Origin of the sequence: Streptomyces sp. NPDC048751 (assembly GCF_043198595.1) — a bacterium.
GTDB lineage: Bacteria > Actinomycetota > Actinomycetes > Streptomycetales > Streptomycetaceae > Streptomyces.
Map to the genome: position 1 here is coordinate 505,685 of NZ_JBICUX010000006.1, position 26,351 is coordinate 532,035.

At 70.2% G+C, this 26,351-nt stretch carries 32 protein-coding genes; 10 read left to right on the forward strand and 22 right to left on the reverse strand.

Annotation, left to right across the window (positions count from 1 at the left end; all coding sequences use genetic code 11):
- Window positions 1–279: 279 nt before the first annotated feature.
- Complete coding sequence (locus ACGFNV_RS22080) at window positions 280–1,791, reverse strand: regulator (RefSeq protein ID WP_393624653.1); 1,512 nt, start codon at window positions 1,789–1,791, stop codon at window positions 280–282.
- Window positions 1,792–2,029: 238 nt separating this feature from the next.
- Between ACGFNV_RS22080 and lipB the strand changes: the two genes are divergently transcribed.
- The 4 genes from lipB (at window position 2,030) to ACGFNV_RS22100 (ending at window position 5,207) form a co-directional block, all read left to right on the forward strand.
- The gene (gene lipB, locus ACGFNV_RS22085) at window positions 2,030–2,848 is read left to right on the forward strand and encodes a lipoyl(octanoyl) transferase LipB (RefSeq protein ID WP_393624654.1); all 819 of its coding nucleotides are present in this window, start codon (window positions 2,030–2,032) and stop codon (window positions 2,846–2,848) included.
- Window positions 2,849–2,983: 135 nt separating this feature from the next.
- On the forward strand, window positions 2,984–3,949 hold the full coding sequence (lipA, locus tag ACGFNV_RS22090) for a lipoyl synthase (protein WP_393624655.1): 966 nt from the start codon (window positions 2,984–2,986) through the stop codon (window positions 3,947–3,949).
- Between the two features lie 280 nt (window positions 3,950–4,229).
- On the forward strand, window positions 4,230–4,436 hold the full coding sequence (locus ACGFNV_RS22095; protein ID WP_133926825.1) for a hypothetical protein: 207 nt from the start codon (window positions 4,230–4,232) through the stop codon (window positions 4,434–4,436).
- 69 nt (window positions 4,437–4,505) lie between these two features.
- On the forward strand, window positions 4,506–5,207 hold the full coding sequence (locus ACGFNV_RS22100; RefSeq protein WP_393624656.1) for a DUF4191 domain-containing protein: 702 nt from the start codon (window positions 4,506–4,508) through the stop codon (window positions 5,205–5,207).
- Between the two features lie 141 nt (window positions 5,208–5,348).
- On the opposite strand, the gene ACGFNV_RS22105 is transcribed toward ACGFNV_RS22100, so the two are convergent.
- Window positions 5,349–5,816 (reverse strand): RDD family protein, encoded by a 468-nt coding sequence (locus ACGFNV_RS22105; protein ID WP_393624657.1) that lies wholly within the window; start codon window positions 5,814–5,816, stop codon window positions 5,349–5,351.
- A 211-nt stretch (window positions 5,817–6,027) separates the two neighbouring features.
- Between ACGFNV_RS22105 and glnA the strand changes: the two genes are divergently transcribed.
- Complete coding sequence (gene glnA / locus ACGFNV_RS22110; RefSeq protein WP_393624658.1) at window positions 6,028–7,437, forward strand: type I glutamate--ammonia ligase; 1,410 nt, start codon at window positions 6,028–6,030, stop codon at window positions 7,435–7,437.
- Between the two features lie 3 nt (window positions 7,438–7,440).
- Here glnA and xerC read toward each other — a convergent pair whose 3' ends face one another.
- On the reverse strand, window positions 7,441–8,559 hold the full coding sequence (xerC, locus tag ACGFNV_RS22115) for a tyrosine recombinase XerC (protein WP_393624659.1): 1,119 nt from the start codon (window positions 8,557–8,559) through the stop codon (window positions 7,441–7,443).
- Window positions 8,560–8,655: 96 nt separating this feature from the next.
- Between xerC and ACGFNV_RS22120 the strand changes: the two genes are divergently transcribed.
- Entirely contained in the window at window positions 8,656–9,186 is a 531-nt protein-coding gene (locus ACGFNV_RS22120; RefSeq protein ID WP_393624660.1) for a hypothetical protein, read from the forward strand.
- Window positions 9,187–9,293: 107 nt separating this feature from the next.
- Here ACGFNV_RS22120 and ACGFNV_RS22125 read toward each other — a convergent pair whose 3' ends face one another.
- The 8 genes from ACGFNV_RS22125 to ACGFNV_RS22160 all read right to left on the reverse strand — a co-directional run bounded on the left by ACGFNV_RS22125 (window position 9,294) and on the right by ACGFNV_RS22160 (window position 15,057).
- Complete coding sequence (locus tag ACGFNV_RS22125) at window positions 9,294–9,593, reverse strand: hypothetical protein (protein WP_393624661.1); 300 nt, start codon at window positions 9,591–9,593, stop codon at window positions 9,294–9,296.
- On the reverse strand, window positions 9,593–9,853 hold the full coding sequence (locus tag ACGFNV_RS22130; protein WP_393624662.1) for a hypothetical protein: 261 nt from the start codon (window positions 9,851–9,853) through the stop codon (window positions 9,593–9,595). The genes ACGFNV_RS22125 and ACGFNV_RS22130 overlap by 1 nt, the downstream gene beginning before the upstream one ends.
- Window positions 9,853–10,263, reverse strand: a complete 411-nt coding sequence (locus ACGFNV_RS22135; protein WP_393624663.1) for a hypothetical protein — start codon at window positions 10,261–10,263, stop codon at window positions 9,853–9,855. Before ACGFNV_RS22135 ends, ACGFNV_RS22130 begins: the two co-directional genes overlap by 1 nt.
- Window positions 10,264–10,579: 316 nt before the next feature.
- Window positions 10,580–11,368: a hypothetical protein gene (locus ACGFNV_RS22140; RefSeq protein WP_393624664.1), complete on the reverse strand. Its 789-nt coding sequence runs from the start codon at window positions 11,366–11,368 to the stop codon at window positions 10,580–10,582.
- Complete coding sequence (locus tag ACGFNV_RS22145) at window positions 11,361–11,510, reverse strand: hypothetical protein (protein WP_393624665.1); 150 nt, start codon at window positions 11,508–11,510, stop codon at window positions 11,361–11,363. The genes ACGFNV_RS22140 and ACGFNV_RS22145 overlap by 8 nt, the downstream gene beginning before the upstream one ends.
- A 427-nt stretch (window positions 11,511–11,937) precedes the next feature.
- Entirely contained in the window at window positions 11,938–13,680 is a 1,743-nt protein-coding gene (locus ACGFNV_RS22150) for a DUF927 domain-containing protein (protein ID WP_393624666.1), read from the reverse strand.
- Window positions 13,677–14,549, reverse strand: coding sequence for a bifunctional DNA primase/polymerase (locus ACGFNV_RS22155; protein WP_393624667.1), 873 nt, complete (start codon window positions 14,547–14,549; stop codon window positions 13,677–13,679). Before ACGFNV_RS22155 ends, ACGFNV_RS22150 begins: the two co-directional genes overlap by 4 nt.
- 307 nt (window positions 14,550–14,856) lie before the next feature.
- Window positions 14,857–15,057 carry a helix-turn-helix domain-containing protein gene (locus ACGFNV_RS22160; protein ID WP_393624668.1) on the reverse strand — a complete coding sequence of 67 codons (201 nt, stop codon included), beginning with the start codon at window positions 15,055–15,057 and terminating at the stop codon, window positions 14,857–14,859.
- A 145-nt stretch (window positions 15,058–15,202) separates the two neighbouring features.
- Between ACGFNV_RS22160 and ACGFNV_RS22165 the strand changes: the two genes are divergently transcribed.
- Complete coding sequence (locus ACGFNV_RS22165) at window positions 15,203–15,766, forward strand: hypothetical protein (protein ID WP_393624669.1); 564 nt, start codon at window positions 15,203–15,205, stop codon at window positions 15,764–15,766.
- Between the two features lie 54 nt (window positions 15,767–15,820).
- On the opposite strand, the gene ACGFNV_RS22170 is transcribed toward ACGFNV_RS22165, so the two are convergent.
- The 11 genes from ACGFNV_RS22170 to ACGFNV_RS22220 all read right to left on the reverse strand — a co-directional run bounded on the left by ACGFNV_RS22170 (window position 15,821) and on the right by ACGFNV_RS22220 (window position 23,078).
- Complete coding sequence (locus tag ACGFNV_RS22170; RefSeq protein ID WP_393624670.1) at window positions 15,821–16,315, reverse strand: hypothetical protein; 495 nt, start codon at window positions 16,313–16,315, stop codon at window positions 15,821–15,823.
- Window positions 16,316–16,503: 188 nt separating this feature from the next.
- Window positions 16,504–18,618 carry an FtsK/SpoIIIE domain-containing protein gene (locus ACGFNV_RS22175; protein WP_393624671.1) on the reverse strand — a complete coding sequence of 705 codons (2,115 nt, stop codon included), beginning with the start codon at window positions 18,616–18,618 and terminating at the stop codon, window positions 16,504–16,506.
- Entirely contained in the window at window positions 18,618–19,343 is a 726-nt protein-coding gene (locus ACGFNV_RS22180) for a hypothetical protein (RefSeq protein WP_393624672.1), read from the reverse strand. Before ACGFNV_RS22180 ends, ACGFNV_RS22175 begins: the two co-directional genes overlap by 1 nt.
- A gap of 2 nt (window positions 19,344–19,345) precedes the next feature.
- A complete protein-coding gene (locus tag ACGFNV_RS22185; RefSeq protein ID WP_393624673.1) occupies window positions 19,346–19,621 on the reverse strand; it encodes a hypothetical protein in 276 nt (91 codons plus the stop codon).
- 17 nt (window positions 19,622–19,638) lie between these two features.
- Window positions 19,639–21,174 (reverse strand): DUF2637 domain-containing protein, encoded by a 1,536-nt coding sequence (locus tag ACGFNV_RS22190; protein WP_393624674.1) that lies wholly within the window; start codon window positions 21,172–21,174, stop codon window positions 19,639–19,641.
- 190 nt (window positions 21,175–21,364) lie between these two features.
- Window positions 21,365–21,583 carry a hypothetical protein gene (locus ACGFNV_RS22195; RefSeq protein ID WP_393624675.1) on the reverse strand — a complete coding sequence of 73 codons (219 nt, stop codon included), beginning with the start codon at window positions 21,581–21,583 and terminating at the stop codon, window positions 21,365–21,367.
- A complete protein-coding gene (locus ACGFNV_RS22200; protein ID WP_393624676.1) occupies window positions 21,580–21,960 on the reverse strand; it encodes a DUF6907 domain-containing protein in 381 nt (126 codons plus the stop codon). The genes ACGFNV_RS22195 and ACGFNV_RS22200 overlap by 4 nt, the downstream gene beginning before the upstream one ends.
- Window positions 21,957–22,271, reverse strand: a complete 315-nt coding sequence (locus tag ACGFNV_RS22205; protein ID WP_393624677.1) for a hypothetical protein — start codon at window positions 22,269–22,271, stop codon at window positions 21,957–21,959. The genes ACGFNV_RS22200 and ACGFNV_RS22205 overlap by 4 nt, the downstream gene beginning before the upstream one ends.
- A gap of 2 nt (window positions 22,272–22,273) precedes the next feature.
- Window positions 22,274–22,423, reverse strand: a complete 150-nt coding sequence (locus tag ACGFNV_RS22210; RefSeq protein ID WP_393624678.1) for a hypothetical protein — start codon at window positions 22,421–22,423, stop codon at window positions 22,274–22,276.
- On the reverse strand, window positions 22,423–22,836 hold the full coding sequence (locus ACGFNV_RS22215) for a hypothetical protein (protein ID WP_393624679.1): 414 nt from the start codon (window positions 22,834–22,836) through the stop codon (window positions 22,423–22,425). Before ACGFNV_RS22215 ends, ACGFNV_RS22210 begins: the two co-directional genes overlap by 1 nt.
- Window positions 22,833–23,078: a helix-turn-helix domain-containing protein gene (locus ACGFNV_RS22220; RefSeq protein ID WP_393624680.1), complete on the reverse strand. Its 246-nt coding sequence runs from the start codon at window positions 23,076–23,078 to the stop codon at window positions 22,833–22,835. Before ACGFNV_RS22220 ends, ACGFNV_RS22215 begins: the two co-directional genes overlap by 4 nt.
- A gap of 191 nt (window positions 23,079–23,269) precedes the next feature.
- On the opposite strand from ACGFNV_RS22220, the gene ACGFNV_RS22225 reads away from it, so the two are divergent.
- The 3 genes from ACGFNV_RS22225 to ACGFNV_RS22235 all read left to right on the forward strand — a co-directional run bounded on the left by ACGFNV_RS22225 (window position 23,270) and on the right by ACGFNV_RS22235 (window position 26,272).
- Entirely contained in the window at window positions 23,270–24,022 is a 753-nt protein-coding gene (locus ACGFNV_RS22225) for a GntR family transcriptional regulator (protein WP_393624681.1), read from the forward strand.
- Window positions 24,023–24,374: 352 nt separating this feature from the next.
- On the forward strand, window positions 24,375–24,632 hold the full coding sequence (locus tag ACGFNV_RS22230) for a hypothetical protein (RefSeq protein WP_393624682.1): 258 nt from the start codon (window positions 24,375–24,377) through the stop codon (window positions 24,630–24,632).
- Between the two features lie 5 nt (window positions 24,633–24,637).
- Window positions 24,638–26,272: a hypothetical protein gene (locus ACGFNV_RS22235; RefSeq protein ID WP_393624683.1), complete on the forward strand. Its 1,635-nt coding sequence runs from the start codon at window positions 24,638–24,640 to the stop codon at window positions 26,270–26,272.
- The last annotated feature ends 79 nt before the right edge of the window (window positions 26,273–26,351 follow it).

Sequence of the window (26,351 nt, forward strand, 5' to 3'; positions counted from 1 at the left end):
GGTTGCGACGCCCAACGGCGCACCGGTTGCTACGGCAAGGAGCGGCACACGGGCGGCGCGGCGAGCCCACACCACCCACCCGACGAGCTCCCGGCACGTTCGGCACCGCCGGACCCCGCCGCCGTATCGGAGAGGAGTCACGGGCGACGCGGCGCGAGCCGGCGCCGCCCGCCCGGCGCCTCCGGCGAGTTCGGCACGCCGTCCCCGCCGCCGTGGCCGGCCGCCGCGGTGGCGGAGACGGGTGGGGCAGCGGGGAACCTCACCCGGTGCGGGAGTCGATCACCCCAGCGCCGCCACCTTGTCCCGGTATCCCCGTACCGGTGCCGCGTCCTTGTAGGGCTCCAGCCTGCGTTCGAAGTCGCGGACGTACTCGATCGCGCGGACCGAGCGCATCTCGGCGGCCTGGCCGGCGGCCTCCGCGCCGAGTTGGCAGGCCTGGTCGAGTTCGCCGAGGCCGAGGCGGGCGGAGGCGAGGACGACACGGCAGAAGAGGCGGCTGCGGGCGTAGCCGGGGGCGCGCAGCTGGAGGGAGCGTTCGGCGTGCTGGGCGGCCGCGCGGAACTGCTGGAGGTCGCGGTGGCAGTGCCCGAACTCGTCGGCGAGCTGCGCCTCGTCGAAGCAGCGCCCCCAGTACGGCACCTCGTCGCCGGGCCGGGCCACCTCCAGGGCGCGCTCGGCCCGTACGAGTGAGGCGGTGCAGGCCCGCACCTCGCCGAGCACCCCGTGCCCACGTGCCTCCGCCGCGTGCAGCAGCGCCTGGACGACGGGCGGGGCGTTGGTGCCGACGCCCTGCTGGGCCACGCGCGCGAGCTGCACCGCCTCGCGCCCGTGTCCGAGGTAGACGGCCTGGCGGCTCATGGTGACCAGGACGTAGGAGCCGTACGCCCGGTCCGCGGCGGCCTGGGCGAGCCGCAGGGACTGGACGAAGTAGCGCTGGGCGAGGCCGTGCGCGGCGATGTCGAACGACGTCCAGCCGGCGAGCCGGGTGAGGTCGGCGGCGGCCGCGAACAGGCGGCGGCCCGTCTGTTCGCCGTAGGTGCCGCGCAGCATCGGCTCGCACTCGTGCTCCAGGTAGCGCACGAGGGCCTGGCGGGCGTGGCCGCCGCCGTAGGCGTTGTCGAGGGTGCGGAACAGCTCGCCGACCGAGCGCAGCGCCGCGATGTCACCACCGGTGACCTTCTGGCCGGGGCCGCGCTCGGCCTGCCCGCGCTGTCGCGGCATGGCGGGCGCCCCCTGTTCGGGCACCGCCGGGAGCCTGGGCGCGAGACGCCCCTGGGCGGGCACCCTGGGGGCTGTCGACTCGGGCGCGGCCAAGGGCTTGGCGGAGGCCGCCTCGCCGCGGGCCACCCGTTCGTCGGCCCGCCCGATCAGCCAGTCGCGGCTGGGGACGACGAGCCCGGCCGGGGTGAACGCGATCTTGCGCAGCTCGGCGTGGCTGCCGGAGTCCTTGCGCCACAGCCCGCTGACGATGTCGACGGCCTCCTCGGGGGTGGCGGCGAACTCCAGTCCCGCGTAGACGGGCGCGCACGCGTCCAGGCCGAGGTCCTGGGCGGTGAGACGGCGGCCGAGGCGGCGGGTGAAGACCTCGGCGATGAGGGCGGGGGTGGTGCCCCGGGGCTGTTGTCCGCGCAGCCACCGGGTGACGGACGTCTTGTCGTATCTCAGGTCCAGCCCGTGTTCGAGACCGAGCTGGTCGACGCGACGGGCCAGACCCGCGTTGGAGAACCCGGCTTCTGCGATGAGCGCGGCGAGCTGGCGGTTGGGGGTGCGCTGCGCGGGTCGTTCCGTCATGGTGCGGTGCGGTCTCCTGCCTTCCGGGCTCTGAAGTGCCCGGATTGCCTGTGAGCAGCCCTTATGGCCTCGTGAACGGCGCGAATGTAGCTGAGCGTAAGCAGTCGATCGCACACTTCGACGTTCATTCATCCGATCGTGTGAGGATTGCCCCCGACGCTGACGCGCGAGGGCCGGACGTACAGTGGCTTGGGCGCGCTACGTGCCTGACACACCCGTCGCGAGGGAGGGGCTTGCCGTGAGTGAGGTGCGGTTCGTCCGTATGGGGTTCGGATCGGAGCTCGTCGAGTACCAGGAGGCGTGGGACGAACAGCGCCGGGTGCACGCGGCGCGGTTCGCCGACGAGATCCCCGACACCGTCCTGCTCCTGGAGCACCCCCCGGTCTACACGGCCGGCCGTCGCACCACCGACAGCGAGCGCCCTCTGGACGGCACCCCGGTCGTCGACGTGGACCGCGGCGGCAAGATCACCTGGCACGGCCCGGGCCAGCTGGTCGGCTACCCCATCCAGAAGCTCCCGCGCCCGGTGGACGTCGTGGCGCACCTGCGCCGCCTCGAGGACGCGATGATCCGCGTCTGCGCGGAGTTCGGCGTGGAGACCAGCCGGGTGGAGGGCCGGGCCGGCGTCTGGGTCCTCGGCGACCCGGTGGAACAGCGCCCCGCCCTCGGCGGCCTGTCCCTCGACTTCGACCCCCGGCTGACCGACGACGAGTTCGACCCCCGCCTCAACGGCCCCGAGTACGCCCCCTCCAACGCGGGCCAGCGCCGCGAGGACCGCAAGATCTGCGCCATGGGCATCCGGGTCGCCAAGGGCGTCACCATGCACGGCTTCGCCCTGAACGTGAACCCGGACACATCCAACTTCGACAAGATCATCCCCTGCGGCATCCGCGACGCGGGCGTCACCTCCCTCTCCCACGAACTGGGCCGCGAGGTCACCATCGAAGAGGTGCTGCCGATCGTCGAGCGCCACCTGGCCGACGTCCTGGGCAACGCGGACCTGCAACCGCGGGTGATCGAGAAGACACCGGCGACCGTCAGCCCGTCCGGCGTTTGAGGACGAGGCCCGTTCAGGGCCGAAGCGGGGGCCTGGGGGCGGCAGCCCCCAGCAGGGCCAGCACCGACGCCGGGCATTCAAATCAACGGGCGTACCCTTGACCACGCCGAAGAATCAATCGCTAGGGAGCCGGTCGTGTCCGCAGTCGCACCCGACGGACGCAAGATGCTGCGCCTGGAGGTCCGCAACAGCCAGACCCCCATCGAGCGCAAGCCCGAGTGGATCAAGACCCGGGCGAAAATGGGTCCCGAGTACACCGCCATGCAGAAGCTCGTGAAGAGCGAGGGGCTGCACACGGTCTGCCAGGAAGCCGGCTGTCCCAACATCTACGAGTGCTGGGAGGACCGCGAGGCGACCTTCCTCATCGGCGGCGACCAGTGCACCCGGCGCTGCGACTTCTGCCAGATCGACACCGGCAAGCCCGAGGCGCTCGACCGTGACGAGCCGCGGCGCGTGGGTGAGTCCGTGGTCACCATGGACCTCAACTACGCCACCATCACCGGCGTCGCCCGCGACGACCTGGAGGACGGCGGCGCCTGGCTGTACGCCGAGACGGTCCGCCAGATCCACCAGCAGACCGCGGGCCGCGAGGGCGGCCACACCAAGGTCGAGCTCCTCGCCCCCGACTTCAACGCCGTGCCGGAGCTGCTGGAGGAGGTCTTCGCCTCCCGCCCCGAGGTCTTCGCGCACAACGTCGAGACGGTCCCCCGGATCTTCAAGCGCATCCGCCCCGGCTTCCGCTACGAGCGCTCCCTGAAGGTCATCACCGAGGCCCGCGACTACGGCCTGGTCACCAAGTCGAACCTGATCCTCGGCATGGGCGAGACCCGCGAGGAGGTCAGCGAGGCGCTGAGGCAGCTGCACGAGGCGGGCTGCGAGCTGGTCACCATCACGCAGTACCTGCGCCCCTCCGTGCGCCACCACCCCGTGGAGCGCTGGGTCAAGCCGCACGAGTTCGTGGAGCTGCAGCAGGAGGCCGAGCAGATCGGCTTCTCCGGCGTGATGTCCGGCCCGCTGGTGCGTTCCTCGTACCGCGCGGGTCGCCTCTACCGGATGGCCATGGAGAAGCGGGACACGTCCGTCGCCGCTCAGGCCGTGTGACCTGCCCGACAAAGCGTCACCCGCCCTGCCCAACCACGCGTGCGACAAGCGTGTGAATTCGCGCACAAGCCCCTACTCGCCAGTAGTGTCCGATTCGACGCGGTCCCGACCGTCCTCGCAGATGAGGACATACGTCGGGGCCGCGTCCGGCGTTCAGGACTGTCAAATCAAGGCTTCATGGGTGTTTGACCGGTCGGTCACGCCCTGGTAACACCAATGAGTGACGCTGAACTCACAGCACGTACTCCCGTCCCAGGGCTGACCGAGGGGGACCACCACCATGCAGGCCGCGCCCGTTCGCGCCACCGCGATCCCGTCCTTCACCACCGCACTCCGCGCCGTCGAGTCGCTGCTCATGAGCAGCGGCCAGGCCACCGCCCGCCGCAACGCGTGGACCTCCGTCCTGGAGGACCGCCGCCGCGCCAAGGACAGGGTCGAGGCGCAGCGCGTCCTCGACCAGGTCCAGCTGCTCGACGCCCGCCCCTGAACCCCTCCTCCGCCCGCCCCGCGGGCACTGCCGTCGTCGGCACTTGTGGGGCCACGTAGACTTCGTGGCATGGCGAGGAAGGACACGGCAGCGGACGCTGCGAACCCTGGGCGACTCAAGCAGATCGCCCTGACCTACAAGATGACCCGCAAGGCCGACAAGAAGATCGGTCTTGTACTCGCGGCTGTCGGAATCGTCACCTTCGGTGTCTTCCTCGCGATCGGTTTCTTGATCGGTCACCCCATCTATCTAGGCATCCTGGGCCTCCTGCTCGCCTTCCTCGCGATGGCGATCGTGTTCGGGCGCCGGGCCGAGCGGGCCGCCTTCGGGCAGATGGAGGGCCAGCCGGGCGCCGCTGCGGCCGTGCTGGACAACATCGGCCGGGGCTGGACGACGACCCCCGCGGTGGCGATGAACCGCAGCCAGGACGTGGTGCACCGCGCCGTCGGCAAGGCCGGCATCGTGCTGGTCGCCGAGGGCAACCCCAACCGGGTGAAGTCCCTGCTGGCCGCCGAGAAGAAGAAGATGGCCCGTATCGTCTCGGACGTGCCGGTGCACGACGTGATCGTCGGCACGGGCGACGGGCAGGTGCCGCTGAAGAAGCTGCGCACGACCATGCTGAAGTTCCCCCGCGTGCTGAGCGGCCCGCAGGTCACGGTGACCAACGACCGGCTGCGCGCCATGGGCGACCTGATGAGCAACATGCCACTGCCGAAGGGCCCGATGCCCAAGGGCATGCGCATGCCGCGCGGCGGCCCGAAGACGCGCTGACCTTCCTCGCGAGACAGAATCCTCGCAAGACAGAAAGAGGGCGCCCGGATCACTCCGGGCGCCCTCTTCTACGTATGCGCTGGAACTTCTACGTATGCGCTGGAACTTCTACGTATGTGCTGATCCGCTTCCAGGTATGTGCTAGACCCGCACTTCCACGGTCCGCGCCAGCCGGTCGTGGAGACCTCGGCCGTCGCGGTCCCAGATCAGGGGCGGGATGGCGAGGAAGAGCAGAACCGTGCGCAGCAGGGCGCGCAGCGGGTTGACCGTGCCGGTGTCGAGGGCGACCACCCGCAGGCCGAAGAGGCGCTTGCCCGGGGTGAAGCCGATCGTGCCGACGGTCAGGACCATCAGCACGAAGAGGATGATCGGCGCCCAGACCTGCGCGGCGTCGTGATAGCTCTGGGTGATCAGGCCGTATGCGATCAAGAGGCACAGGCCCCAGTCCACGGCCAGGGCGCCCAGCCGACGGCCGGGACGGGCGATCGAACCTGGTCCCTCCTCCGGCAGACCGAGCTGCTCGCCCCGGTATCCGAAGTCGGCACCCGCCTCTTCCGCGGCCGCGCGGGGCCCGGAAAGCCACGATCCGATTGCTTGCCTGTTGTCCACCCGTCCAAGGTACTGCGCCCGTATATGCCCCTGGGAAGGCGGGGTACCCAGGGGCTACGGTGGAACGAAGCCGGTTAACTTCTGCGAAACAAATGAGTCACGCCCGAGAAACCACCCGTCCCTAGGGTCGGGGTCAGCGTGTGCCACCGCACTGGCCGCACGAACGAACTACCACCCCGGCACGGGAACGGCCGGGAGTAGGAGGAGCTGGATGTTCCAGAACGCCGACGAGGCCAAGAAGTTCATCGCGGACGAGGACGTCAAGTTCATTGACGTCCGCTTCTGCGACCTGCCGGGCGTGATGCAGCACTTCACGGTGCCCGTAGAGGCGTTCGACCCGGACGACGAGCTCGCCTTCGACGGATCCTCGATCCGTGGTTTCCAGGCCATTCACGAGTCCGACATGGCGCTCCGCGCGGACCTGTCGACCGCCCGCGTCGACCCCTTCCGCCGGGACAAGACCCTCAACATCAACTTCTTCATCCACGACCCGATCACGGGCGAGCAGTACTCCCGTGACCCGCGCAACGTGGCCAAGAAGGCCGAGGCCTACCTCGCCTCCACCGGTATCGCCGACACGGCGTACTTCGGTCCCGAGGCCGAGTTCTACGTCTTCGACTCGGTCCGCTTCGCCACCAGCGCGAACGAGTCCTTCTACCACATCGACTCCGAGGCGGGTGCCTGGAACACCGGCGCCCTCGAGGACAACCGTGGTTACAAGGTCCGCTACAAGGGCGGCTACTTCCCGGTCCCGCCGGTCGACCACTTCGCGGACCTGCGCGCCGAGATCTCGCTGGAGCTGGGCAAGGCCGGTCTCCAGGTCGAGCGTCAGCACCACGAGGTGGGCACCGCCGGCCAGGCCGAGATCAACTACAAGTTCAACACGCTGCTCGCCGCCGCCGACGACCTCCAGCTCTTCAAGTACATCGTGAAGAACGTCGCCTGGCGCAACGGCAAGACCGCGACCTTCATGCCGAAGCCGATCTTCGGTGACAACGGCTCGGGCATGCACGTCCACCAGTCCCTGTGGAGCAGCGGCGACCCGCTGTTCTACGACGAGGCCGGTTACGCGGGCCTGTCGGACACCGCCCGCTACTACATCGGCGGCATCCTCAAGCACGCCCCGTCGCTGCTCGCCTTCACCAACCCGACGGTGAACTCGTACCACCGTCTGGTCCCGGGCTTCGAGGCGCCGATCAACCTGGTGTACTCGCAGCGCAACCGCTCCGCGGCCATGCGTATCCCGATCACCGGCTCGAACCCGAAGGCCAAGCGCGTCGAGTTCCGCGCGCCCGACTCCTCCGGCAACCCGTACCTGGCGTTCTCCGCGCTGCTGCTCGCGGGCCTGGACGGCATCAAGAACAAGATCGAGCCGGCCGAGCCGATCGACAAGGACCTCTACGAGCTGGCTCCCGAGGAGCACGCGAGCGTGGCGCAGGTCCCGACCTCGCTCCCGGCCGTCCTCGACTCGCTCGAGCGCGACCACGAGTTCCTGCTCGCCGGTGACGTCTTCACGTCCGACCTGATCGAGACGTGGATCGACTTCAAGCGCGCGAACGAGATCGCCCCGCTGCAGCTGCGTCCGCACCCGCACGAGTTCGAGCTCTACTTCGACGTGTAGGCCCTAACTAGGCTCTGAGCTGCCCGGACTCTCTGCGGACTCTCCAACAGTCCGCAGAGGGTCCGCAGCGTTAGCGATCAAAGGTCCCATGGCGCGCTCGACAGCGGCCCTCGTCGACTGGTCCGAGTCGGGCCAGAGGTGACCGTATGTGTTCAGCGTCGTCGTGGCCTTCGAGTGCCGCAGCCGCTGCTGCACCACCTTCACATCGGCGCCGGACGCGATCAGCATGCTCGCGTAGTAGTGCCGCAGATCGTGGAACCGGAACTGCGGAGACAGCCCGGGGACCTGCTTGCGGATCCGGCGCATGTGCCGCTCGACCTTCCACGGCCCCAGCTGGGTGCCATCGCCGTCGAGCAGGACCCACTCACCCGCGCGCCCGTCGAGCAGCCGCTTCAGCTCCCCGACGAACACGTCCGGAATCGGCACGGACGCCATGCTCGACTCGGTCTTCAGCGGCTTCGCCGGGTACTGCACCGCTGGCGTCACCGTCTGGGCGTCGAGATCGACGTCGACCAGGCGCAGCCCACACGCTTCCGCCGTGCGCAGGCCGGCGAACGCCCCCAGCAGAATCGCAGGCCGGTACTTCTCCTCGGCCGCCTCGTACAGCTGCCACAACTGCGCGTCCGTGCAGACATAGGGCCGCTGCTTACCCCCGCCCGGTGAGGTCTCCCGTGAGCACGGGTTCGCCGTAATCTTCTTCGCCCGCACCGCGGCCCGCATCACCTGGGACAGTCGACTGTGCAGGGCGAACCGGTAGGACTGAGAGACGCCCGCCCGCAGCAGCCGGGCCATCCACCGCTTCACGGCCATCTCGTCGACCGCCATCAGCGGCAGCTTGCCGAACTCCTCGCGGATCTGCGCCAGGTGTACCTTCGCCTGTCGCACCGTCGACTCGCGTTTCGCATAGGACTCGATCCACAGGTCGCACCACTGGTCGACCGTCAGCTTCTTGTCCTTGGGGTCGACGTAGTCACCCGTCACCAGCGCGGCCGTGACCTCGTCGAGCCACCGCTCGCCGTCGATCTTCCGGTCGAAGTGCCGCGCATGCTCCTTGCCGGCGAGGTCCCGATACCGGGCCCGCCACTTACCGTTCGGCCTCTTCTTGATGCTCTTGCTCGCCATAACCGTTCCTTTCGGCGCGCCTTGATGGACTCGCGCCCGCTTTCATGCTGCTGATCTGGCGCCTGACGTGCAGGCGTTCGCCGTACACTCCCCGCCATGGAGGGGTGGAACTTCTGGTGGGGTGTTGCCGCGTTCTTTCTCGGCGGCCTGGCAACGCAGTTGAACGGCTGGCTGGCCTACCGTCGGCAGCGCAAGGACCGGGCTGACGACGCTGCCGACGCTCTGAGGCAGCGGCGCGAGGAGTTCGAGCTGCAGCACCTGGTGGCGTTCAACCAGCTTGTGCGAAACGCCGTTGACAAGCTCTACGACTACAACGGCGCAGTGCGTTGGGACATTGCCACCCAACGGAGCACTGCTCGGGACCATGACACTGCTCAGCGGCGTGTGGAAGCCGGCGAGGCCTTCCAAGTCGAGATGTCGAAGGTGACTGCCGAGCTGGGTTTCATCCTGGCTGACGACATCAGGGAAGCTGCCGCGGCCCTTGTGGGCTACATGGCGGAGAAGTCTGCTCTCCTGCACGCCAGCAGCCAGATTCACATCATCGAGCTGGCACACCAGGCCGATTTGGTCTACGTGCCGCTCGGTGAACGGATCCGGGACATCTACGCCGGCCGCGCGGTGACCTGACCGGCCCGGCCAGTATCGCCGCTGATCAGAATGCTCCAATTGGCGCTGCCACGGATTTCCCTCCCCCGCGGTCCCGTGTGCGCGCAGGCGGGGGTGCGCCCCCACGGTCAGGCATCCGGGCGGCGTAGGACGCGGTGCGGCTCCTGCTGCTCGATCCGCTTGAACTCGTCGTGAGACAGACCGCGCATCCCCCACACGACCAGGCCGCGCTCCTCCAGCCACGCATCCCGCTGCCCACGCCAGCGGCGCCGAGCAGCCACCAGGGCCGCCACGGTCGCGTCCTCGCCCGTACACGCCCGCTCGTCCACCCAAGCCTGCGGCGAGAAGCGCCACAACCACTCCGGAGGTGACTCCTCGACCGGCGGCCGGCCCATCCCCGCGCGCGCCGCGCGCCGCTGCGACACCATCAGGAAACCTCCGGCCGGAAGCGGTTATACACCTGCTGCAGAGTCTCGTAGCCGCGGTCGTGCATCCAGTCGCCCCTCTCTCTGTGCCACAGACTGCGGGCCTTGTGCACCTCGGTGAAGTCCAGCGGATTCGCCTTCGACGGCGGACCGGAGAAGCCCCAGTCCGTCCAGCGGAACCGCCAGAACCAGGCCGGGGGCGCGTCATCACCCGAGGGGACACGGTCCAGGCCGGCGCGCGCCGCACGCCTCGCCGACACCATCAGGCACCCCGCAGCGGCACGACAGGCGCCGGATCCGACGGCGCCAGCTGCCAGCCGAGCGCTGCCATGCCCTGCGGCGTCAGGCCGAGACGGTCGCCGAGGTGCCGCGCCTCCTGGGCGTGCCAGGCCGTGGCCCGGGAGCTCAGCACGGCGAACGTGTGAGACACGTACATCGCCACGGCCATGATGAACGAGTCGTCCCACTCATTGGCCTGCGGGCCCGTCCACAGCGTCTCCCACATGTCCCGCTCGGCATCCGTCCACTCCCGGCCGGGCGGCAGATCCGGCACAGGGTCCGAGCACACCGGGGGCAGGACGATGACGCGGCGGCTACGGGCGGCCTGCTCGCTGCCACGGCTGGCCGTGTAACGGGACCGCTCCTTGGCCGGGTTGGGCAGAGGTCCGGGCATCCGGCACACCTCACTTTCAGTGACTGATCGGCCGTCCGGCCGAGGTGATCTTGAGTCCATCTGGGATCGCGGATACCGAGCCACCTCCCCGGCGGTCCGGCTGAGATCTTGGACGGGGGGTCTCCCCCTGGGGTGGCGTTGCTGCTGGTCACGTTGTGTGTTGGCGGCCCGCGGTGCTCGGTGAGCTCGCGCGGGCCGCCGTGGCGCTGGCCGGGTCTCTGCGAGGGAAAGGAGAAGACTCGCTCTCCTGCCATGGCTCCCGACGCGGGTAGGCCTACTGCGCCCGCGCCGGGTGACCTTGACGCCAGTCCGTGGGTCAGAAGCCGGCTGCTCGCTTCATGGGGTTGCCGAGGTGCGCCTCGGCGTCGACGGCCTTGGCCTGCTCGTCGGGCGTCGGCAGCCACAGCTGTCCGCCGTTCGCGGCCATGTAGTCGAGGTACTGGCGCGTGGTCAGTCCGTGCCATGGCGTGCGGACGTTGGCCCATCGGGTGGCGTGCAGCTCGTGGTAGTTGCGGATGAGCGTGTACTTGCCGTTGGGGTCTGCCTCGCACCTGATCGCGAGCGTGATCCACAGGTCGCCGCGTGCGGCGGCGATGGCTTCGTACCGGGCGGCGAGCTGGTCGCAGGTGTCGGAGGCTTTGCGGACCTTGGCTGGTGCGTTGAGCAGGCGCCGCGGCTCGTGGTCGCCGTGCTCGGCGAGGATGCGGTGCGCGTCCTTGTACGCCTTCCACGTCTCGTCGAGGGCGGGGCGCAGGGACCCGGTGAGGATGGCGGGGGCGTGGGTGCGCAGGGCGGACTTGACCCGGTTGCCGGTGGTCTCCAGCACGGCGCCCATCATGTCGACGGCGTCCTGGTAGATGCGCTCTGCCTGGCGGGCCTGCTCGATGAGGGCGACGTCGGGGAGGTCGGTTCCGTCGCGCAGGGCGTCGGCGGTGGCTACGGCGACGTCTTGGACGGTCTCCCAGCTGTTGCGGGGCGGCTGGGGGTAGGGCATGGCGACGGCGGCGGTGTGGGTGTCGCGGGCCTTGATGACGTCGTCGGGCAGGCTGTAGTGCCCGTTGTCGTGGCCGGTGAAGAGCTGGGGGCAGGGCAGGCGGTCAGTCACGGCGGGTCTCCTTGTCGGTGGTCTTCTTCCAGGCGCCGCGGATGACGTCGCCCATCTGCCGCCGGGTGGTGCGGCGGGGCGCTTCGCGGATGAGCCGGTTCATGAGCTGGCTGGGGGTTTCGGGCTGGGGCTGGTCGGTCATGTGGTCGCCTCCTGGGCGTACTTGTCGCGGTGCTGGCGGGTGCCTCGCTTCGGACTGCACGTAGAACAGACGGCCCTGTTGCCGGCGTACTGGCGGCAGAGGCGGCAGGTGCGTCCGCTCCGCTTCTTGTCCTGCTTGCGGCTCACTGTCGGTTACTCCTGTACGTGCCGTGCTGAGAATTCGGGCTCTCTGTTGGGCAGAACTGCGTAACCCTCCATGCGTGCCTGTCGCGGCGCTGTGACCTGCAGATTTTGCGGCGGTGAGGGTTACGCACGGCTGCGTAACCCGGCTCGGTCGGGTCCGGGGTTACGCACGGCTGCGTAACCCGGTGATCGGTGCGCTGACCTGCCGTTTTGTTGGTGGGATGGTGAGTTACGCAGTTGGGCGGAAGAGAGGGGGGACTTCTCTGTGACGAGAGGGGCATCTGTCACTCCCCGTCGTCAGGGTCGACTTCTGTGCTGACGATCTGGCCCGGTGTGAAGACGAGCATCCGGGCGAGGCGACCGTCGAGCTTCTTGGGCACCAAGTGGGCTGGCCGGGTCTTCGTGTTCTTCACGAGGACGTTCGCCTCGAGCCAGCTGGGCAGGACCGCGTCCAGGTCGTAGTTCGCGCGCTGGAGGATCTCCCGAAGGCGCTGCGGTAGCAGGGCCACCGTGGGCGTCTTGTCGATCTGCAGGTCGCGCCCGATCCATCCGCTGAACGGTGCCTTCTCCTTGGTATGCGGGCTCCACAGTTCTGCGCCGTGTCCGGCCACGTACTCCCGGACGACGTCCAGGGCCATCTCCCCACGGTTGTCCGTCTGATCGGAGACTGCGAACAGTCGTTCCCACACGGGCATCTGCGGAGCCTTGAAGGGGACGATGTCCCATGCGTGGGCCAGTTCGGCGGCGAGCGCCAGACAGGCCACCATGGGCGCCCTGCGGGCCGACATGTCGCTGTCGTACCGGTGCGCTTCGGTGAGTTCCTTGTGGCGGGAGACGAGCCGTCGCTTCCCGCTCTCGGCCAGGAGCTCGGACAGCTGCTCGATGTACCGGGCGCCGGCCGTGCCGTAGTTCTCGCTGCAGCCGTCGCGTACCTCGATGGCGGCGGCCGAGGAGTCGGCGCCGTCGGTGCCGAACGGTGCTTCCTTGACCGTGAGGACGCGGGCGCCTGCGCCCTGATCGGTGGTGAACGTGAGGACCGACTGTTCCCCAGTGGAGATCATGACGGTTCGCCAGGGCAGGCCGGACGGCCAGCCTCCGCCGCGGGCCTGGCCGTGGTTCTTGGGGATGGAGTAGAGCAGGGCGTGCACCATCTCCGGGTCGCGCACCAGCTTCGTCTCGTCGAAGACGACGGGCAGGCCGTTGACCAGGTTCAGGCGCTTCTCGGCGGCCAGCATCGTGGTCCGCCACGAGTACATGCCGTCTGCCTTCTCGCTGGGGTCTGCCCAGACGCTCATGCCTGCCATGGCGGCCGTGGTCTTGCCTCGGGTCGACCGGCCGCTGATGTCGACGGTGAAGGAGTTCACACCGACGATCTGCAGCAGTGGAGCGGCGAGCGACGCATACAGGGCCATCTGTGCGGCTGGGTACTCGGCCATGCGCTTGATGGCGGCCTGCCAGCTGTCGAAGGTGCCTGCCGAGCCGTGCGCCGCGAGGGCTGGCTTCTGCTCGTCGTACTTCACCTCTACGCGGTGCGGGGTGTCCTGGGCGAGTACGAAGGTGCCGTCCTCCTGCCAACCCAACTGCCGGGCGAGATGGACCCGCGGGATCTCCTTCTGGTTGATGGACTCGAAGGCGGCCAGGTAGCGCTCGGCGAGCTTGGCGTCAGCCTCGATGACGGGAAGGCCGGCGTCGCCGAGGGTCGCGACCAGGATGCGGCCACGTCGCACAACCGACCGCGGCACGATCCGGGTGACGAGCCGGCCGCCGTCGAGCCAGGCCAGCTCGACGGCCTGGTCCCCGGCCGGGTCGATGTAGATGGAGCGCACAACCAGGGGCGCCCATGCCACGCGGACGGGAATGACGATGTCCTTGACCTGCTTTTCTCCGTATACGCCGCTGTAGTTGATGACGTAACCGGACGGCCGGCGAACGTTCTCGGGGAGTAGTCGGCTGTCGCTCCACTCCTTGGGAGCCTCCGTGGCGTCCTGGGCAGCCTCGGCGGCCTCTTGGGTCATGGTGTCGGTCACGAGACGGCCCTTACGGTGCGGCGTGCGGATTCGATGGTTCGGCGGGCCTCTGCCTCGGCCAGTCCCCGGCTGACAGCCGCGTCAACGAGGGCCGTCTCGACGTCGAGGGCGCCGAGATGTCCGTCTCCTACGTGCGCCCACGCCTTGGCTGCGGCCCAGTACAACTTGGAGTTGCGCTCGCCCTCCTGGGCGCCGACGACTACCCGCACAAGGCCGTCGAGAGCAGCGCTGCGGGTGCGCAGTAGCGCGGGCTCACGACGTGGCGGAGGCGGCGGGGGAAGGATCAGCTGCAGCAGCCCGTGCGGTGCGGGCTGGGGCGGGGCGTAGCCGAGTTGGGGGTGAAAGACGTACTCGCCGTTTTTCCCCGCGCTGCCTGGGCCTACGAGATACCCGCGGGTGCCGCGCACGTCGACGCCGGGCCCTAGCCGTCCCACCGAGTTCGGTACGTCCGCGCCCTCGGGAGCGGTAAGGCCGATATGGAAGCCACCGGACGGGGTGCAGGTGGTCCAGGTGTCCAGCGGGATGGTGAACCCGTTCTCAGCGGCCAGGCGGTTGATGGTGGCCACTCCGTCGACGCCGTTCTTTCGGTCGAGGTCCAGGCCGATGAGGCGGAGACGGCCGCCGCAGGCGACCCCGTACCCGGACGCGCGTGGTGCGTGGTCAAACAGGAGACGGACATCAGCGGCATCGGTGGTGGCGTCGCCGACGCCGTGGCCGGGTGCACCGCAGGTGGTGAATCCTGGGCACTTGTGGCCGCGGACGTGCGGCGATGGGATGGCCGGCACCTTGTTTCGGGAGAGAGGGAACACGGGGTAGCCGAGGGCTGCGGCCCGCAGCGCGTTGTCGAGGGCGCTCCGCCAGGGGCTCATGCGGCGGCCCTCTTACTGGCGAACTCAAGCCGATAATGGGCGCCACAGGGGGCGTCCTTAGGTCCGAGCCCGACGTGTCGGTGCCATGCCTTGCACTGAGGACAGCGAACGGCGAACTCCAGCCGCCCGGACGTCTCCATGGGGACGGGACGGGCCACGGGCAGGGGCGGGTCGGCGGGGAACAGACCGGCCTGCTGCGTACTGCTCGGGCCGTGTGGCAAGCTGGGGACAGACCTGCTGCCGCCCGCTTGCTGGTCGTGACGGTCCCGAGGTGATGTCAGCATCTCGGGACCGTTTTCGTTTGTGGTCATGCGGCGGCGCCTCCGGCCTGCTTTGCGTCCCACTGGTCGAGGACGTCGGGGTCGTACAGGACGCGCCGGCCGCGCTTGACGCCGTCGGGCAGGTAGCCGATGTGCCGCCAGTAGCGGACGGTGCCCGCTGCCACGCGGTAGCGGCGAGCTACCTCTTCTGTGGTCAGGTACTTGTCGATGCGTTCCGCGAGGTTCATCTACGCCTCTCCAGACGTGTCGTGTCGCTTTCGTTCAATCACGACAACCACAGGTGTACAGGGTCGTGTCGTGTTTGCGCAAGGACGTCATCGTGTTTGTGCAGCCACGTTGACTGGCGTTGGTATCGGGCATACCGTCGGCCCCGTGATTACCGACAAGGACCTTCCGGAGCCGTGGCGCGTGGTCGCCTCCCCCATCGAGCAGGAGAGCTCGACGCAACTGGACGCCGTGGCCGGCCTGCAGACCGGCATCGAGGATCCGGTGTCATGGGATCTGATCGAGAACGCTGCGACCGGTCGGCGTCTCATGCTGCGGATGGGGTTCGACGAGAGCGGCATCGTGATCACCGGCGTCTACGTCCCCGGCCCTGGTGCGGTTGGCATTGGCGAGCTGCGCAACTTCCCGCTGGCCGCCATCGAGGCAGCGGTGCGGTCCCGGAAGGCTCACGCGAAGGCCACGATCAGTGCCGCCATGATGGCGGGGCCGGACGCTCATGAGGGGCCGCTCGGCAACCCGGAGGGACCGAACGACACTCGTTTCTACGCACGGCTCGCCCTGCGGTACCTGCGCGTCGCGGCCAGTTCCCCAAGGCCAGCCACCGACTTGGCGAAGGCGGAGGGAGTGACCCCTCGGACCGTCCAGCGATGGACGGCCCGAGCTCGGGAACTGGGCCTCCTGTCTCCCGGCCGACCGGGGCGAGCTTCCTGAGTGCCAGGAAGTGTCAGCCGCCGCAGTCAGGGCGCGCGGCACCCCGTCCTCGGGTCACTTCGGCAATTGGTTGCGGGTCTTTGCCCACACGCCGCGGGTGTTGGTCGTGGTGGTGCTGTAGTCCTGGTGGACGTTGCCCTTGTAGTGGTGATGGTGCACGGGCGGGGTGGCGTGCTTCGCCTTGCGGACCAGGCGGGCGATGGCCAGCACGAGAGCGGTGGGCGCGCCGAGGACGATGCCGCAGACGACCGGGTCGGCGTACTGGGACAGGTACATCAGGACACCGGCAGACACGCTGATCATGGAGACGGATCCCGCTCCGGCGAGCATCAGGACGCTGGCGTCGGTGGCGCCCTGGCTCATGGGCGGCCGACCGGGCTGGGGCACGGGCAGGGCGGTGCCGATGGAGGGTACGGGCGTCTCGTCGCGGAACGATGTGGGGATCTGGTCGAGGGCGGCGAGCAGGCGGGCGGCCTCGGCGCGGTCCTCGGGGGTGGGCTGCCCGACCGGGTCGACGGTGGGCTGCTGAGGGTCGGGCAGCTGGGTCACGGCGGTCACTCCTTGCAGGATTCGCTACGGCGGGTAGTTGTCAGAGTGGGGTGGGTCTGACTGTCAGAGGGGGTGTCAGACCTGGTGTCAGGGCCGAAGTCACGTGACTTCCCTATAGGCCCCCGGCGGGCCTGACTGTCGGAAGTCAGGCCGCGCCGTGACTGTCAGGACGTCACATACGGTGACGGCTAGGCGGGCTGGAGCGGGGAGGCGAGGATCGTGTACTCGCCGTGCCCGTCCCGGCGGATGACGCCCAGTTCGGCAAGCCGCTTCAGCTCGCCCTGGAGCCAGGGGCGCTTGCGGCCGGCCGCCACGGCGGCGGGGATCAGGTCGGCGGGCTCGAACTCCAGGCGCCCCTGCTGCACGAAGCCGTCCAGCTCCACGCAGAGGATGTGCCGGGCCTCCTCGGTCGACGGCCGGTCCTGGGCGTCGAACTCGATGTCGCTGTCCTCGTCGACGTCGGGCACGTCGTCCTCCAGGCGGAGGTGGGCGTAGTCGGCGTCGGGCTCGGGGTCGTCGGGGATGGCGCTCATGACCTCGTCGTAGGCGTCCTGGAGCTCCATGGCGGCGGCCTCCTCGATCTCGGACATGTCGGTGTCGTCCTCCAGGACGTAGGCGGAACGGACGGGCGCCGGGCCCGGAATCGCGGCCAGTGCTGCCGGAACGGCGTCGGCCGCGCCCGGAGTGGTGCGGTTGGTGCCCCGGTGGGAGCGCTGCGCGTACGCCTGGCCCAAGGCCTGCGCGGTGGTGTCGTCCAGCGGGTCACGGACGGCGGCGGCGGCCTCCACGAGCGCGGTCAGGTAGTCGCGGTCGGTCAGGGAGGAGCGCACCTCGGTGGTCCACCGCTCCTGCGGGATGCCCATGCCGGTGGAGAAGGCGTAGCCGGGCCGGAAGGAACCCCATGCCGGGATGGCGCCGGCCGCCGTGACGTGGTCGGGCAGGCAGAAGCTCGCGTCGCCCGGGTCGTCCACGCCGAAGCAGGCCGTGGCCTGGAGGTTGGCGCGCACGTCGGTGCTGAGGTTGGTCCAGGTGGCGCGCTGGAGGCTGATCACGAGCCAGATCCCGACCGACCGCGCCGCGCGGGCAATCTTGTTCAGCTCCTCGAAATCCGCCAGGTCGGCGGCCTCTTCCAGCCACACGCACACCGCGTTCAGGCTGGACTCGGGGCTCCACTGGTCCAGGCCCTCGTCGGCCAGGACGTTGCCGCGGGCGTTGATGGCGGCCGGGAGCGCCTTCAGCAGACGCTTGGCCTCCTTGGTCTCCGTGATGAACCAGTCCAGACCGGCCTTGATGTGACCGACCGTCTGCCGTCCCTTGGCGACGTCCACCAGGAAGATGCTCATCCTCCGGCGGCACATCAGGTGCGTGAGCACCGTGCGGCAGAACTCGCTCTTGCCCGCGCCGGTCACGCCCATCACCATCAGGTGCTGGAGGATGTCCGCCTCGAAGGGGTTGAGCACCCACACCTCGCCGTCGGCGTACAGGCCGACCGGGATGTCCTCGGTGGGCAGCAGCCCCAGACGCACCGGCGGGACGAACTCGACACCGTCCTTGAGCAGGTCGGCCACTCGCAGGGACAGCGATCCGTGCGCGCCGTTGTCCGGGTCGGGGGTGACGACCACGCCGGACGGCGGGACGTGCAGCACGGCGGCGGCCTTCTTCGTCGTCGCCTGCACGTCCTCGATCGTCGCGCCGCCGGTCACCTCCAGGTCCGCCTTCACGGTGCCCTTGCCGGAACCCTTGGCGTCCTTGACCTTGACCTTCTCCCAGCCGATCGCCTCCGCGAGCGCGCCCAGACCGCCCGTGTTCTCCTCGGCGACGTCGCCGGAGGCGCCGTTGCGCATCAGCTGGCGCACGTTCCACGACGCGGCGAACAGCCCGCCGCCGATCAGCCACAGGTCCACCAGCGGATGCCCGAAGGGACCGGCGGCCGTCGCACACGTCAGCCAGCCCATCCCGGCCGCCGTGGCCGCGGTCGCCTGCGCCCGGCGGAACGCGCCGAACTTCGTCGCGGCCGGAGTGGCCTTCCACGCCACCATCGACAGGCCGGCCCCGCCGACCGCCAGCGCGGCCGACGCCAGCCCCGCCGACATCGCCTCGCCGCCCCACATCGTGTTCGTCGCCCACCCGGCCAGCGGTGGCAGCGTCGCGGACGCGGCCCACGGCGACAGGTAGGGCAGCGCCTTGCCCGCCAGGTGACCGACGACGTGCCCGAGGAACCCGCCCCGGCCGACCGGCACGATGTCCGTCGACGTGTTCACCGGCGCCGCCGCAGCGGCCTGGGTGTTCTTCCGGCGCGCCATCAGTCCACCTCCACCGTGAACTCGCGGCTCTTGGGCTTGGTGCCGTTGCGCCGGGCCCGGGCCTCCTGCTCGGGCTTGATGAAGTGCCGGTTCATGGCGTACGCCATCTTCAGCGCGCCCACCCCAAGCGCCTTCGCCGCCTCCGCGCTGACCTTGAGGTGGGCGGAGACCAGACGGGCCTTGACGCGGCTGGAGGCGCCGAAGGTGTACCACTTGCCCTTGTAGGTGCTGAGCACCCCGTTGATCTCCTCCGCGCGCATCCCGAGGATCAGGTGCAGCTCACGCCCGAGGTGGTTGATCGCCTTGGCCAGCGCCAGGATGTCCTTGGAGTTGCGGATCTCGATCCGCTCCACGGCGTAGATCAGCCGGTCGCCCTGGTGCCGGTCGGCCGCACCGCCCGACGCACCCGCGCCGCCGCCGTTTCCACCGCCCCGGCCGCCGTTGCCGTTGCCGCCGCCGATGTTGACGGTGACCGGCGGCACGAACGAGCCGCCCAGGCCACCGAGGAATCCGCCGGCCGCAGCTCCGGCCGCCCCGGCCATCTCGCCCGCCCGGGACTGCCCGTTCCCGCTGTGCCCCCAGTCCCGCCGCGGGTCCTGCGGCGGCTCCTGCTGCCCGGTGCGCTGCGGCGGCGGGTCCTGGAGGAGACGGTTCGACGCGAAGTCCTCGTCGTCGTCAGCCCAGTTGTACGGGGCCTGGCCGTTGGGAGTGGTGGGGGTCGCCATCGTCAGTTCTCCTCGTGAAGAGTGGTGGTGCCGAACCAGATCGGCTGGCTGACGTGCAGAAGCTCGATGTCGGGGTCGTCGCCGACCAGGGCCTCGGCCTTGTCGAGCAGTTCGTGAGCGGCCATGAAGCGGGCGGTCATGGCGGCCGCGTACAGGTCGGTCACGCCCCAGCGGGTCTGTCGGGTGGTGAGGTGAACGAACAGGCGGGCGGCGCGGGTGACGCGTTCGGCGGCACCGGCCAGGTGCGAGATGACGGTCATGCGGCGGGAGCCGTACACGGGATGCCCCTCTCTCGTCAGATGCGGTAGCCGTCGGCGATGAGTCCGGCGGCGTCTTTGCGGTACTCGGAGGCGGTCGACTCGGACACTCCGAACGCCTCGGTGATGGCGGCCAGCGGCAGCGCGGTGATGTCGCCGGCGTACCGGGTGAGGGCGATCCGGGCGATCTTCCGGGCGGCCCGTTCCCGGGGCGTCAGCTTCAGCAGGTCTTCGGCTTCGACCGCGCGGAGCTCGATTTCGGCGGCGCGGGCCCGCGCTTCGGCCGCGCGCTGCTTCGCTTCGGCGGCGTCCTGCTCGGCGCGGACGCGCTCCGCCTCGAGGGCGGCGGCCTGCCGCTTGTTCTCCTCGTCGCGACGCCGCGCCAGGGACGTGGCCTCTTCCATTCCGGCGGCACGCTCGTTCACCTCGGCAGCACGGGCCCGCGCTTCGGCAGCGTCCCGCTCGGCTTCGGCAGCGCGCCGCCGGGCTTCGGCAGCGTCCGCCGACTCAACCGCACGGGCGGCTTCCTGGGCGACCCGGGCCTGCGCCTCGGCCGCCGCCTGAGCCTCCGTGACGGTCGCCTGAGCCTGCGCCGTGGCCGCGTTCTCCTCGGCCTGCGCCGCGATCTCAGCGGCACGGATGTCACTCTTCGTGCGGATGCTGGCCTTACGACGCTCCGCCGCCCGCTGCTCGGCACGCGCCTCGGCCTCGAGCTCCAGGCGCTCGTTCTCCTCGGCGCGCAGCTGCTCGGCTTCCTTCGCCTGCCTCGGCAGGTCGAGGGCCTCGTCGACTGTCAGACCGTACTTGGCCATTGTCAGGGGCAGCATCTCGTCAGCCTGTGCCCGCCGGAGCCAGCCACGGCCGTACTTGCGCTGAAGCATCGCCGCGTACACGGTGCGCTCCTGCTCGATCTTGACGGTCTCCAGGTAGGACCGCTTGTTCCACAGCTTCATGCGCCGCCACAGCGCCGTCGTGACGGTCGGCGACAGCACCCAGCGGGCCGCCGGGATCGTCTGACTGTCACGCCCAGCCTCAATGTCAGACGCCCGCACAACGAGCCGACGAGCGGCTTCCACGGCGGCGATGAACATCAGCGGGATCACTGCGTGCATGGCCGTGCCGATGGGGTCGGCGGACACCGGGCCCTCGGCGGCGGCCGCGTTGAACACGATCGTTGCGGCGGTCAGCAGGTGGGCCAGCGTCCGCAGCATCGGCCACGGTGTGTGACGTCGGATCAGGTACAGGTCCAGGGCGTACAGGACGACGATCCCGGCGTCCACGCCGATCGGGAACGCGTAGGAGAACTGCCCGAACCCGTGCTTGAAGGCGAGGTTCTTGAGCGTGTTGTAGGACCCGGTGAAGCCGATTCCGGCGAGGATCACACCGCCCACGGAGGACACGGCCGTGAGGGCGCGTCCGGAGCGGCGGGCCGCCTTGCCCGAAGCCGCGGCGTCCCCGTCCGAAGTCTCGGCGGGCGCGTCCGGAACGGCCGGGGTCGGAGCCGAAGCGGGACCCGGCGATCCCGGAACGGTCGCGGCCGGGGCTGCAGCAGGGGACAGAGTCGCGGTGCTCATTCGCCCACCTCCGGGGCGGCGGCGCGCACCACACGGTGCGCGGCAAGGCAGATGCCCTCTCGGTCGCTGCGGTCGACAGCGTCGACCAGGGCGGCCATCAGGGCGGGGACAGAAGCGGGGGGCCGAGCCGACCGGCACACCGCGCGCAGGGCGGCATGCTCGGTCGGCCGGCGAACGGGCCAGCGGGAGCTCACAGTTCGTCTCCCGTCAGCGACTCGGCGCACTTGGGGCAGTCGGGCGAGCACCGCTCGTCGTCTCCCTGCGGGCCGAGGATCCACCGGACGGCGATGACGCCCAGCCCCAGCAGGGCGAACACGTCCACCCATGCCTGGTCGTGCAGGACGAACTGGGCGACGCACTCAGCGAGCAGCAGGGGCAGGACCAGGGCGAGGAACAGGGATCGGGTCACCGCTGACCACCCCCGTCGCCTTCCAGCAGCTGCAGCCGCTCGACGAGCAGGTGCCCGGGGCCGACCGCCCAGGCGACGAGCGCGTCGAGCAGGCCGGCGAGGGACGCCGAGTCGTACTCGTGCAGCTCGTCGAACTCCACCGCGGCCAGGATTCGGGCGTCATACGGGGAGAACGGCCGCTGTACGAGGGAGGCCAGCGCGATACGCACCTCGCCGTGGCACGGCGTCGGCACGACGAGCGGGTACTCCTCGCCCTCGTGGGTGATGTCCGCCCGGTATCCCTCGGCGGGGTGTTCCCCGAGGCACCAGTGCGGCTCGTCGAGGGTCACGAGCCCGTGGTCGTCGGTCTGCACGGTCACCGTGCGGCTGGCGCTCACCGGTCCTCCCCAGCGGGGAGGGTGACGGCCTCGGACCAGGACTTGCCCTCGGCGAGCGCGGCGTGCGCCTGGTCGACCGTGACGTAGCCGGTGACCGGGTGCTCGGCGAGCCGCTCACGCAGGTACTTCGCGGTCCAGGCCGGGCCGAGGTCGGGGCCGTCGTCCAGCAGGTTCCGCAGGGCCACCCGAGCGTGCACCACACGGGCCGACAGCAGCCGGTCGTGCACCTCGGCGCCACCGGTCGTGGCCGGGTGCGGCAGGTCGATGGCCTCCAGGACCGCGGCGAACAGGTCGCGAACGTCGGCGTCCATGGTCACCACCCCCGGACGCGCATGGCGCGGCGGCGGGAAGCGGCCTTACGGGGCAGCGGCGGCAGGGCCGGCGTCTCCTCGATCCGTGTCAGGTCGACAGAGTCGATCGCCGGGTAGCGGCTGCGGTCCACGTTCTGGTTACGGCGCGGCATCAGACGGCACCCCCGACCGGGCGCGGGTTGACCTGCTGCGGCTCGCCGTTCTCGTCGAACTCGGAGAGCTTGTACGGGTCGGGGAGGTCGGGGAGCTCGACGTGGAGCGTCTGGCCGAGCATGGCCCGGACGACGATCTCGCGCTCGGCGTCCGGCCGTCCGGCGGGGAGCACGTACTTGATCTGGCCGCGCTTGATGTACGCGATGCCGGTGAACTCGGGCTCGTCGATCGCGACGATGGTCAACTCGATGTCGAACTCGGCGAGGAGCTCGTCGAGGGGCGCGTCCATGATGTGGTCGACGGACGGCCTCGCCACGGCGCGCGACTTGTCGGCGGCCGTCGGCTGCGAGGGGATGGCGGGAAGGGCGCCGGATAGAGCGGCGACGTGCTGGCTGATGGCGGAGTACGTCACAGCGCCACCGCCAGCTCGCTCGCGGGGATGCCGCGCTCGGCCAGGTACTTCGTGAACGCGGCCCGGGAGACACGGATGGTGCCGCGGCCCTGGCCGATCCGGTAGGAGGGCAGGCGCCCCGACTTGATCTCGGCGTAGACGGTGGCGTCGGTGACGCGCAGCGCTTCGGCGATGGTCTTGACCCGGAGCGGCTCGCCCACCGGGGCCTGCGCCTGGGCAGGCGTAATAAGCTCAGCGTGCATCTGAGACCTCGACTCTTGGATGCGAGGCCCTGGCGGGCTCGGTGCTGGAACACCGAGATCACCCCGTCAGGGCTTTGACATGACTGGCTCGCCCTGATCTGTCCTGCTGACCGGGCATGCACCTAGGATGTTCTAGAAGGGTTCACGAAGTCAACAAGCATTCCAGAACGTTCTAGAAGTCGGAGGTTTTCATGGTTCGCAACCTTGAGGGGTTGCCCCCCTATCAGCGCATCGCGGCGCAGATCATCGACCGCATCGAAAGCGGGGACCTGCAGCCGGGGGACCGCGTCCCCTCGGTGAGTCAGATCATGGAGACCGAACGAGTCAGCCGGGCGACAGCCGCGCGCGTTCCCGGCGTGCTGCGAGCCGAGGGCTACGCCACCGCGACGCCCGGCGTCGGGACTATCGTCACCAAGCCGAAGAAGCTCACTGCGGGCGCGGACCGCCTCGCCAAGCTGCAAGCCGGCCGGGCCACTCTCGGCGACAGCGAGCGTGTCGAGATCCTCGACGCCGTGAGGGAAGGGGCATCCCAGGAAGTTGCGGACGCCCTTGGCCTGGAGGTCGGCGCCGACGTTGCGCGGCGACGTCGGCGATACCTCGATGGCACGGGCGTAGTGACCGTGTCCACGACATGGATCTCTGCAGCCATCGCCGACCAGGCGCCGGAGTTCCTCGAGGTTGCACCGCTCCCCAAGATGACGTTCGGGCTGATCGAGGATCGCACGGGCCGTCGTGTCGTCCGACGTAGGGACACGGTGGCGCTCCGCGAGGTACCCGAGGAGGTCGCCGGGCCGCTGGAAGCCGAAGCGGGCACGCCAACCATCGTCGTGATCAACCACTACTGGGACCAGAACGGCGAGCCGACCGAGTACGCCGTCGACTACCTCGGCGTCGGCCGGGAGCTGTCCTCGGAGTACGACCTCAACGATCAGCTGCCCGCATAGTGGAGTCAGGCGGAACGCAGAAAAGGGCCCCTCGCCCGGTGAAGTCAGGCGAGGGGCCCTTTCGCGTGCAGTGCGACTGTCAGTGACGCTCGCGGTCCGCAACCAGTCCGCAGAACATTCCAACGTTCTTAGCGTTTACCAACGCGTGCCAACGGTCAAACATGCAGGTCAACGCACTGTAGGGGCTCCCCCGCAGGTAGCAGGAAGGCCGTTAGAGTTCGAGCTCTACTTCGACGTGTGATCGACCCACGCGTACCTCACGCGTGAGCCGTCCGGCGCCCCCGATTCCTGTTTCTCAGGGCGGGGGCGCCGTCGTATCGTCGTGCCACAACTGTTCGAGAGAGGTACGGGGATGTCCGAACGGGACGACGACGAGCGCGAGTTCGACCTCAGATGGGCGGCGGCCGCCGAGCACAAGGAGCCCTCGGCGCGGGCGCGGATGCTGGCCGCGCGGTGGAAGGAGAATCCGCCGCAGCCGCAGCCCTTCCGGGCCGACCCGGGGCCGGTGGGACCGCGCAGGTCGTCGTGGGTGTCGACGGCCCTGGTGCTGGGCTGCGTGGCCGCCGTGATCGTGTTGTTGGGGTACGCCGACTTCCGAGGGTCGTACTGAAGGGCATGAACGTCGACATCGGGTACGGGGACGCGGCGGCCGTGCGGCTCGCCGAGGGCGCGCCCCTGGGAGCGGCGATCGACACCGCGGATCCGGCGGCCTGGACGGCCCTGGACGCGGGGGTGCGCAGGATCGCCTGGTACACGGACGAGGACCACCAGCCGAACTGGGCCAGGACCGAGGGCGGGCGGTCCCTGACCGCGGCCCTGCGTCGGCCCGAGCGGCTGACCGAGGCGCGGCTGGCGATCGCGCTGTGCCACCGGGACGGGCGGATCCGACGGGGCGCGCTCGGTCAGGTCACCCGGTACCCCGCGCTGCTGCCGCTCGTCGTCATCCGGTGTGCCGACTGGGCCCCGCAGGTGCGCGAGCGCGCCCGGGAACGGCTGGCCGAGGTACTGGACGGCGGGAGCGCGATCCGGCTCGCCCCGCTGATCCTGCGCCTCGGGCGCCGGGGCCGGGGGGACTTCGCCACGCGTCTGACCGCCGAGGTGCTCCGCCGGGAGCCCGCCGAGCGGCTCACGCCCCTGCTCACCCACCCCGACCGTGACGTCCGCCGGTTCGTGTACGGGCTCGCCGTCGAGGACGGGACCCTCTCCCCCGCCGAGCTGGCCGACGCCGCCGCCCGGGACCACGACACCGTCGTCCAGCGCCTGTGCGCGGAGGCCGCCCTGGCCGCCGTACCAAGGGGTCCTTGCACCATGCCCGTCCGATCAGGTCGCGTGGTCTGGTGCCGTGCATCGCAAGGCGCCGGAGCGCCCACGTGGCGGAGTCACGTGGGCGTTTCGGCAACGCGGCGAGGCGCGGTGCCAGGCCGCGCGACCCGGGCGGGCATAGTGCAAGGACCCCTAAGGGAGGGCGGCCCGTACGACGACGTCCTGCTGCCGCTGCTCGGTGCGCGCAATCCGCAGGTCAGGTCGGCCGGGGTGACCGCGCTGCGGCGGGCGGGGCACCCGGAACGGGCGGAGCCCTTCCTCGCCGACCGGTCCGGGCTGGTGCGGGCCTGTGCGCGGTATGTCGTACGGCAGGGCGGCGGTGATCCACTGTCGTGGTACCGGCGCCGGTGTGCCGACCCGGGTGACCCGGGGCTGCCTCCCGGCGCGGTCGTCGGGCTTGCGGAGTGCGGGGGGCGCGCGGACGCCGAGCTGCTGTGGCCGCTGCTCGGGCACCCCGCGGCGGGGGTGCGGGCGCGGGCCGTGGCCGGGCTGCGGACCCTGGACGTCACGGATGTGGCGCGGCTGCGGTCGCTCCTCGACGATCCGGCGCCCGGGGTGGTGCGCGAGGCCACCGCGGCGCTGTTGCCCTCGGCGCGCTCGCTCGACGCCGACTGGCTGACGGAGCGGCTGGGAGCGGAGTGGCCTCGGCATGTGCGGGTGGCCGCGTTCCGGCTGCTCGACGCGCACGAGGGGCTGGTGCGGCTGCGGTCCGCCGTCGCGCTCGTCGACGACGAGGACGTCAAGCTGCGGCACTGGGCCCGGCAGTCCGTGCAGGGCTGGCGCCTCACGGCGGACGTGCCGATCGGGACGCCCGAGGTGGGCGAGCTGCTGGACCGGGGGCGGCATCTGTTCAGTGAGTACGTGCTGGAACGGCGCAAGCGGGAAGCCGGGATCCTAGGCGGAGCCGCGGAGCCGCGGAGCCGCTGAGGCCCTGAGGCCCTGAGGCCCTGAGCCTTTGCTGGTCCTAGGGTTGCTCGCGACCGCTTCATGGCGGGGCCGGGTGCAC

Bases quoted from the DNA above. Each gene is read 5' to 3' on its own strand.
- ACGFNV_RS22125 (WP_393624661.1), bottom strand. From the start codon at position 9,593: ATGGTGTCGCAGCGGCGCGCGGCGCGCGCGGGGATGGGCCGGCCGCCG.
- xerC (WP_393624659.1), bottom strand. From the start codon at position 8,559: ATGGCGAGCAAGAGCATCAAGAAGAGGCCGAACGGTAAGTGGCGGGCC.
- ACGFNV_RS22190 (WP_393624674.1), bottom strand. From the start codon at position 21,174: ATGAGCACCGCGACTCTGTCCCCTGCTGCAGCCCCGGCCGCGACCGTT.
- ACGFNV_RS22130 (WP_393624662.1), bottom strand. From the start codon at position 9,853: ATGGTGTCGGCGAGGCGTGCGGCGCGCGCCGGCCTGGACCGTGTCCCC.
- ACGFNV_RS22135 (WP_393624663.1), bottom strand. From the start codon at position 10,263: ATGCCCGGACCTCTGCCCAACCCGGCCAAGGAGCGGTCCCGTTACACG.
- ACGFNV_RS22180 (WP_393624672.1), bottom strand. From the start codon at position 19,343: ATGGCGACCCCCACCACTCCCAACGGCCAGGCCCCGTACAACTGGGCT.
- ACGFNV_RS22080 (WP_393624653.1), bottom strand. From the start codon at position 1,791: ATGACGGAACGACCCGCGCAGCGCACCCCCAACCGCCAGCTCGCCGCG.
- ACGFNV_RS22160 (WP_393624668.1), bottom strand. From the start codon at position 15,057: ATGAACCTCGCGGAACGCATCGACAAGTACCTGACCACAGAAGAGGTA.
- ACGFNV_RS22230 (WP_393624682.1), top strand. From the start codon at position 24,375: ATGTCCGAACGGGACGACGACGAGCGCGAGTTCGACCTCAGATGGGCG.
- ACGFNV_RS22210 (WP_393624678.1), bottom strand. From the start codon at position 22,423: ATGCCGCGCCGTAACCAGAACGTGGACCGCAGCCGCTACCCGGCGATC.
- ACGFNV_RS22145 (WP_393624665.1), bottom strand. From the start codon at position 11,510: ATGACCGACCAGCCCCAGCCCGAAACCCCCAGCCAGCTCATGAACCGG.
- ACGFNV_RS22155 (WP_393624667.1), bottom strand. From the start codon at position 14,549: ATGAGCCCCTGGCGGAGCGCCCTCGACAACGCGCTGCGGGCCGCAGCC.
- ACGFNV_RS22205 (WP_393624677.1), bottom strand. From the start codon at position 22,271: ATGGACGCCGACGTTCGCGACCTGTTCGCCGCGGTCCTGGAGGCCATC.
- ACGFNV_RS22100 (WP_393624656.1), top strand. From the start codon at position 4,506: ATGGCGAGGAAGGACACGGCAGCGGACGCTGCGAACCCTGGGCGACTC.
- ACGFNV_RS22095 (WP_133926825.1), top strand. From the start codon at position 4,230: ATGCAGGCCGCGCCCGTTCGCGCCACCGCGATCCCGTCCTTCACCACC.
- ACGFNV_RS22225 (WP_393624681.1), top strand. From the start codon at position 23,270: ATGGTTCGCAACCTTGAGGGGTTGCCCCCCTATCAGCGCATCGCGGCG.
- ACGFNV_RS22175 (WP_393624671.1), bottom strand. From the start codon at position 18,618: ATGGCGCGCCGGAAGAACACCCAGGCCGCTGCGGCGGCGCCGGTGAAC.
- glnA (WP_393624658.1), top strand. From the start codon at position 6,028: ATGTTCCAGAACGCCGACGAGGCCAAGAAGTTCATCGCGGACGAGGAC.
- ACGFNV_RS22220 (WP_393624680.1), bottom strand. From the start codon at position 23,078: ATGCACGCTGAGCTTATTACGCCTGCCCAGGCGCAGGCCCCGGTGGGC.
- ACGFNV_RS22120 (WP_393624660.1), top strand. From the start codon at position 8,656: ATGGAGGGGTGGAACTTCTGGTGGGGTGTTGCCGCGTTCTTTCTCGGC.
- ACGFNV_RS22235 (WP_393624683.1), top strand. From the start codon at position 24,638: ATGAACGTCGACATCGGGTACGGGGACGCGGCGGCCGTGCGGCTCGCC.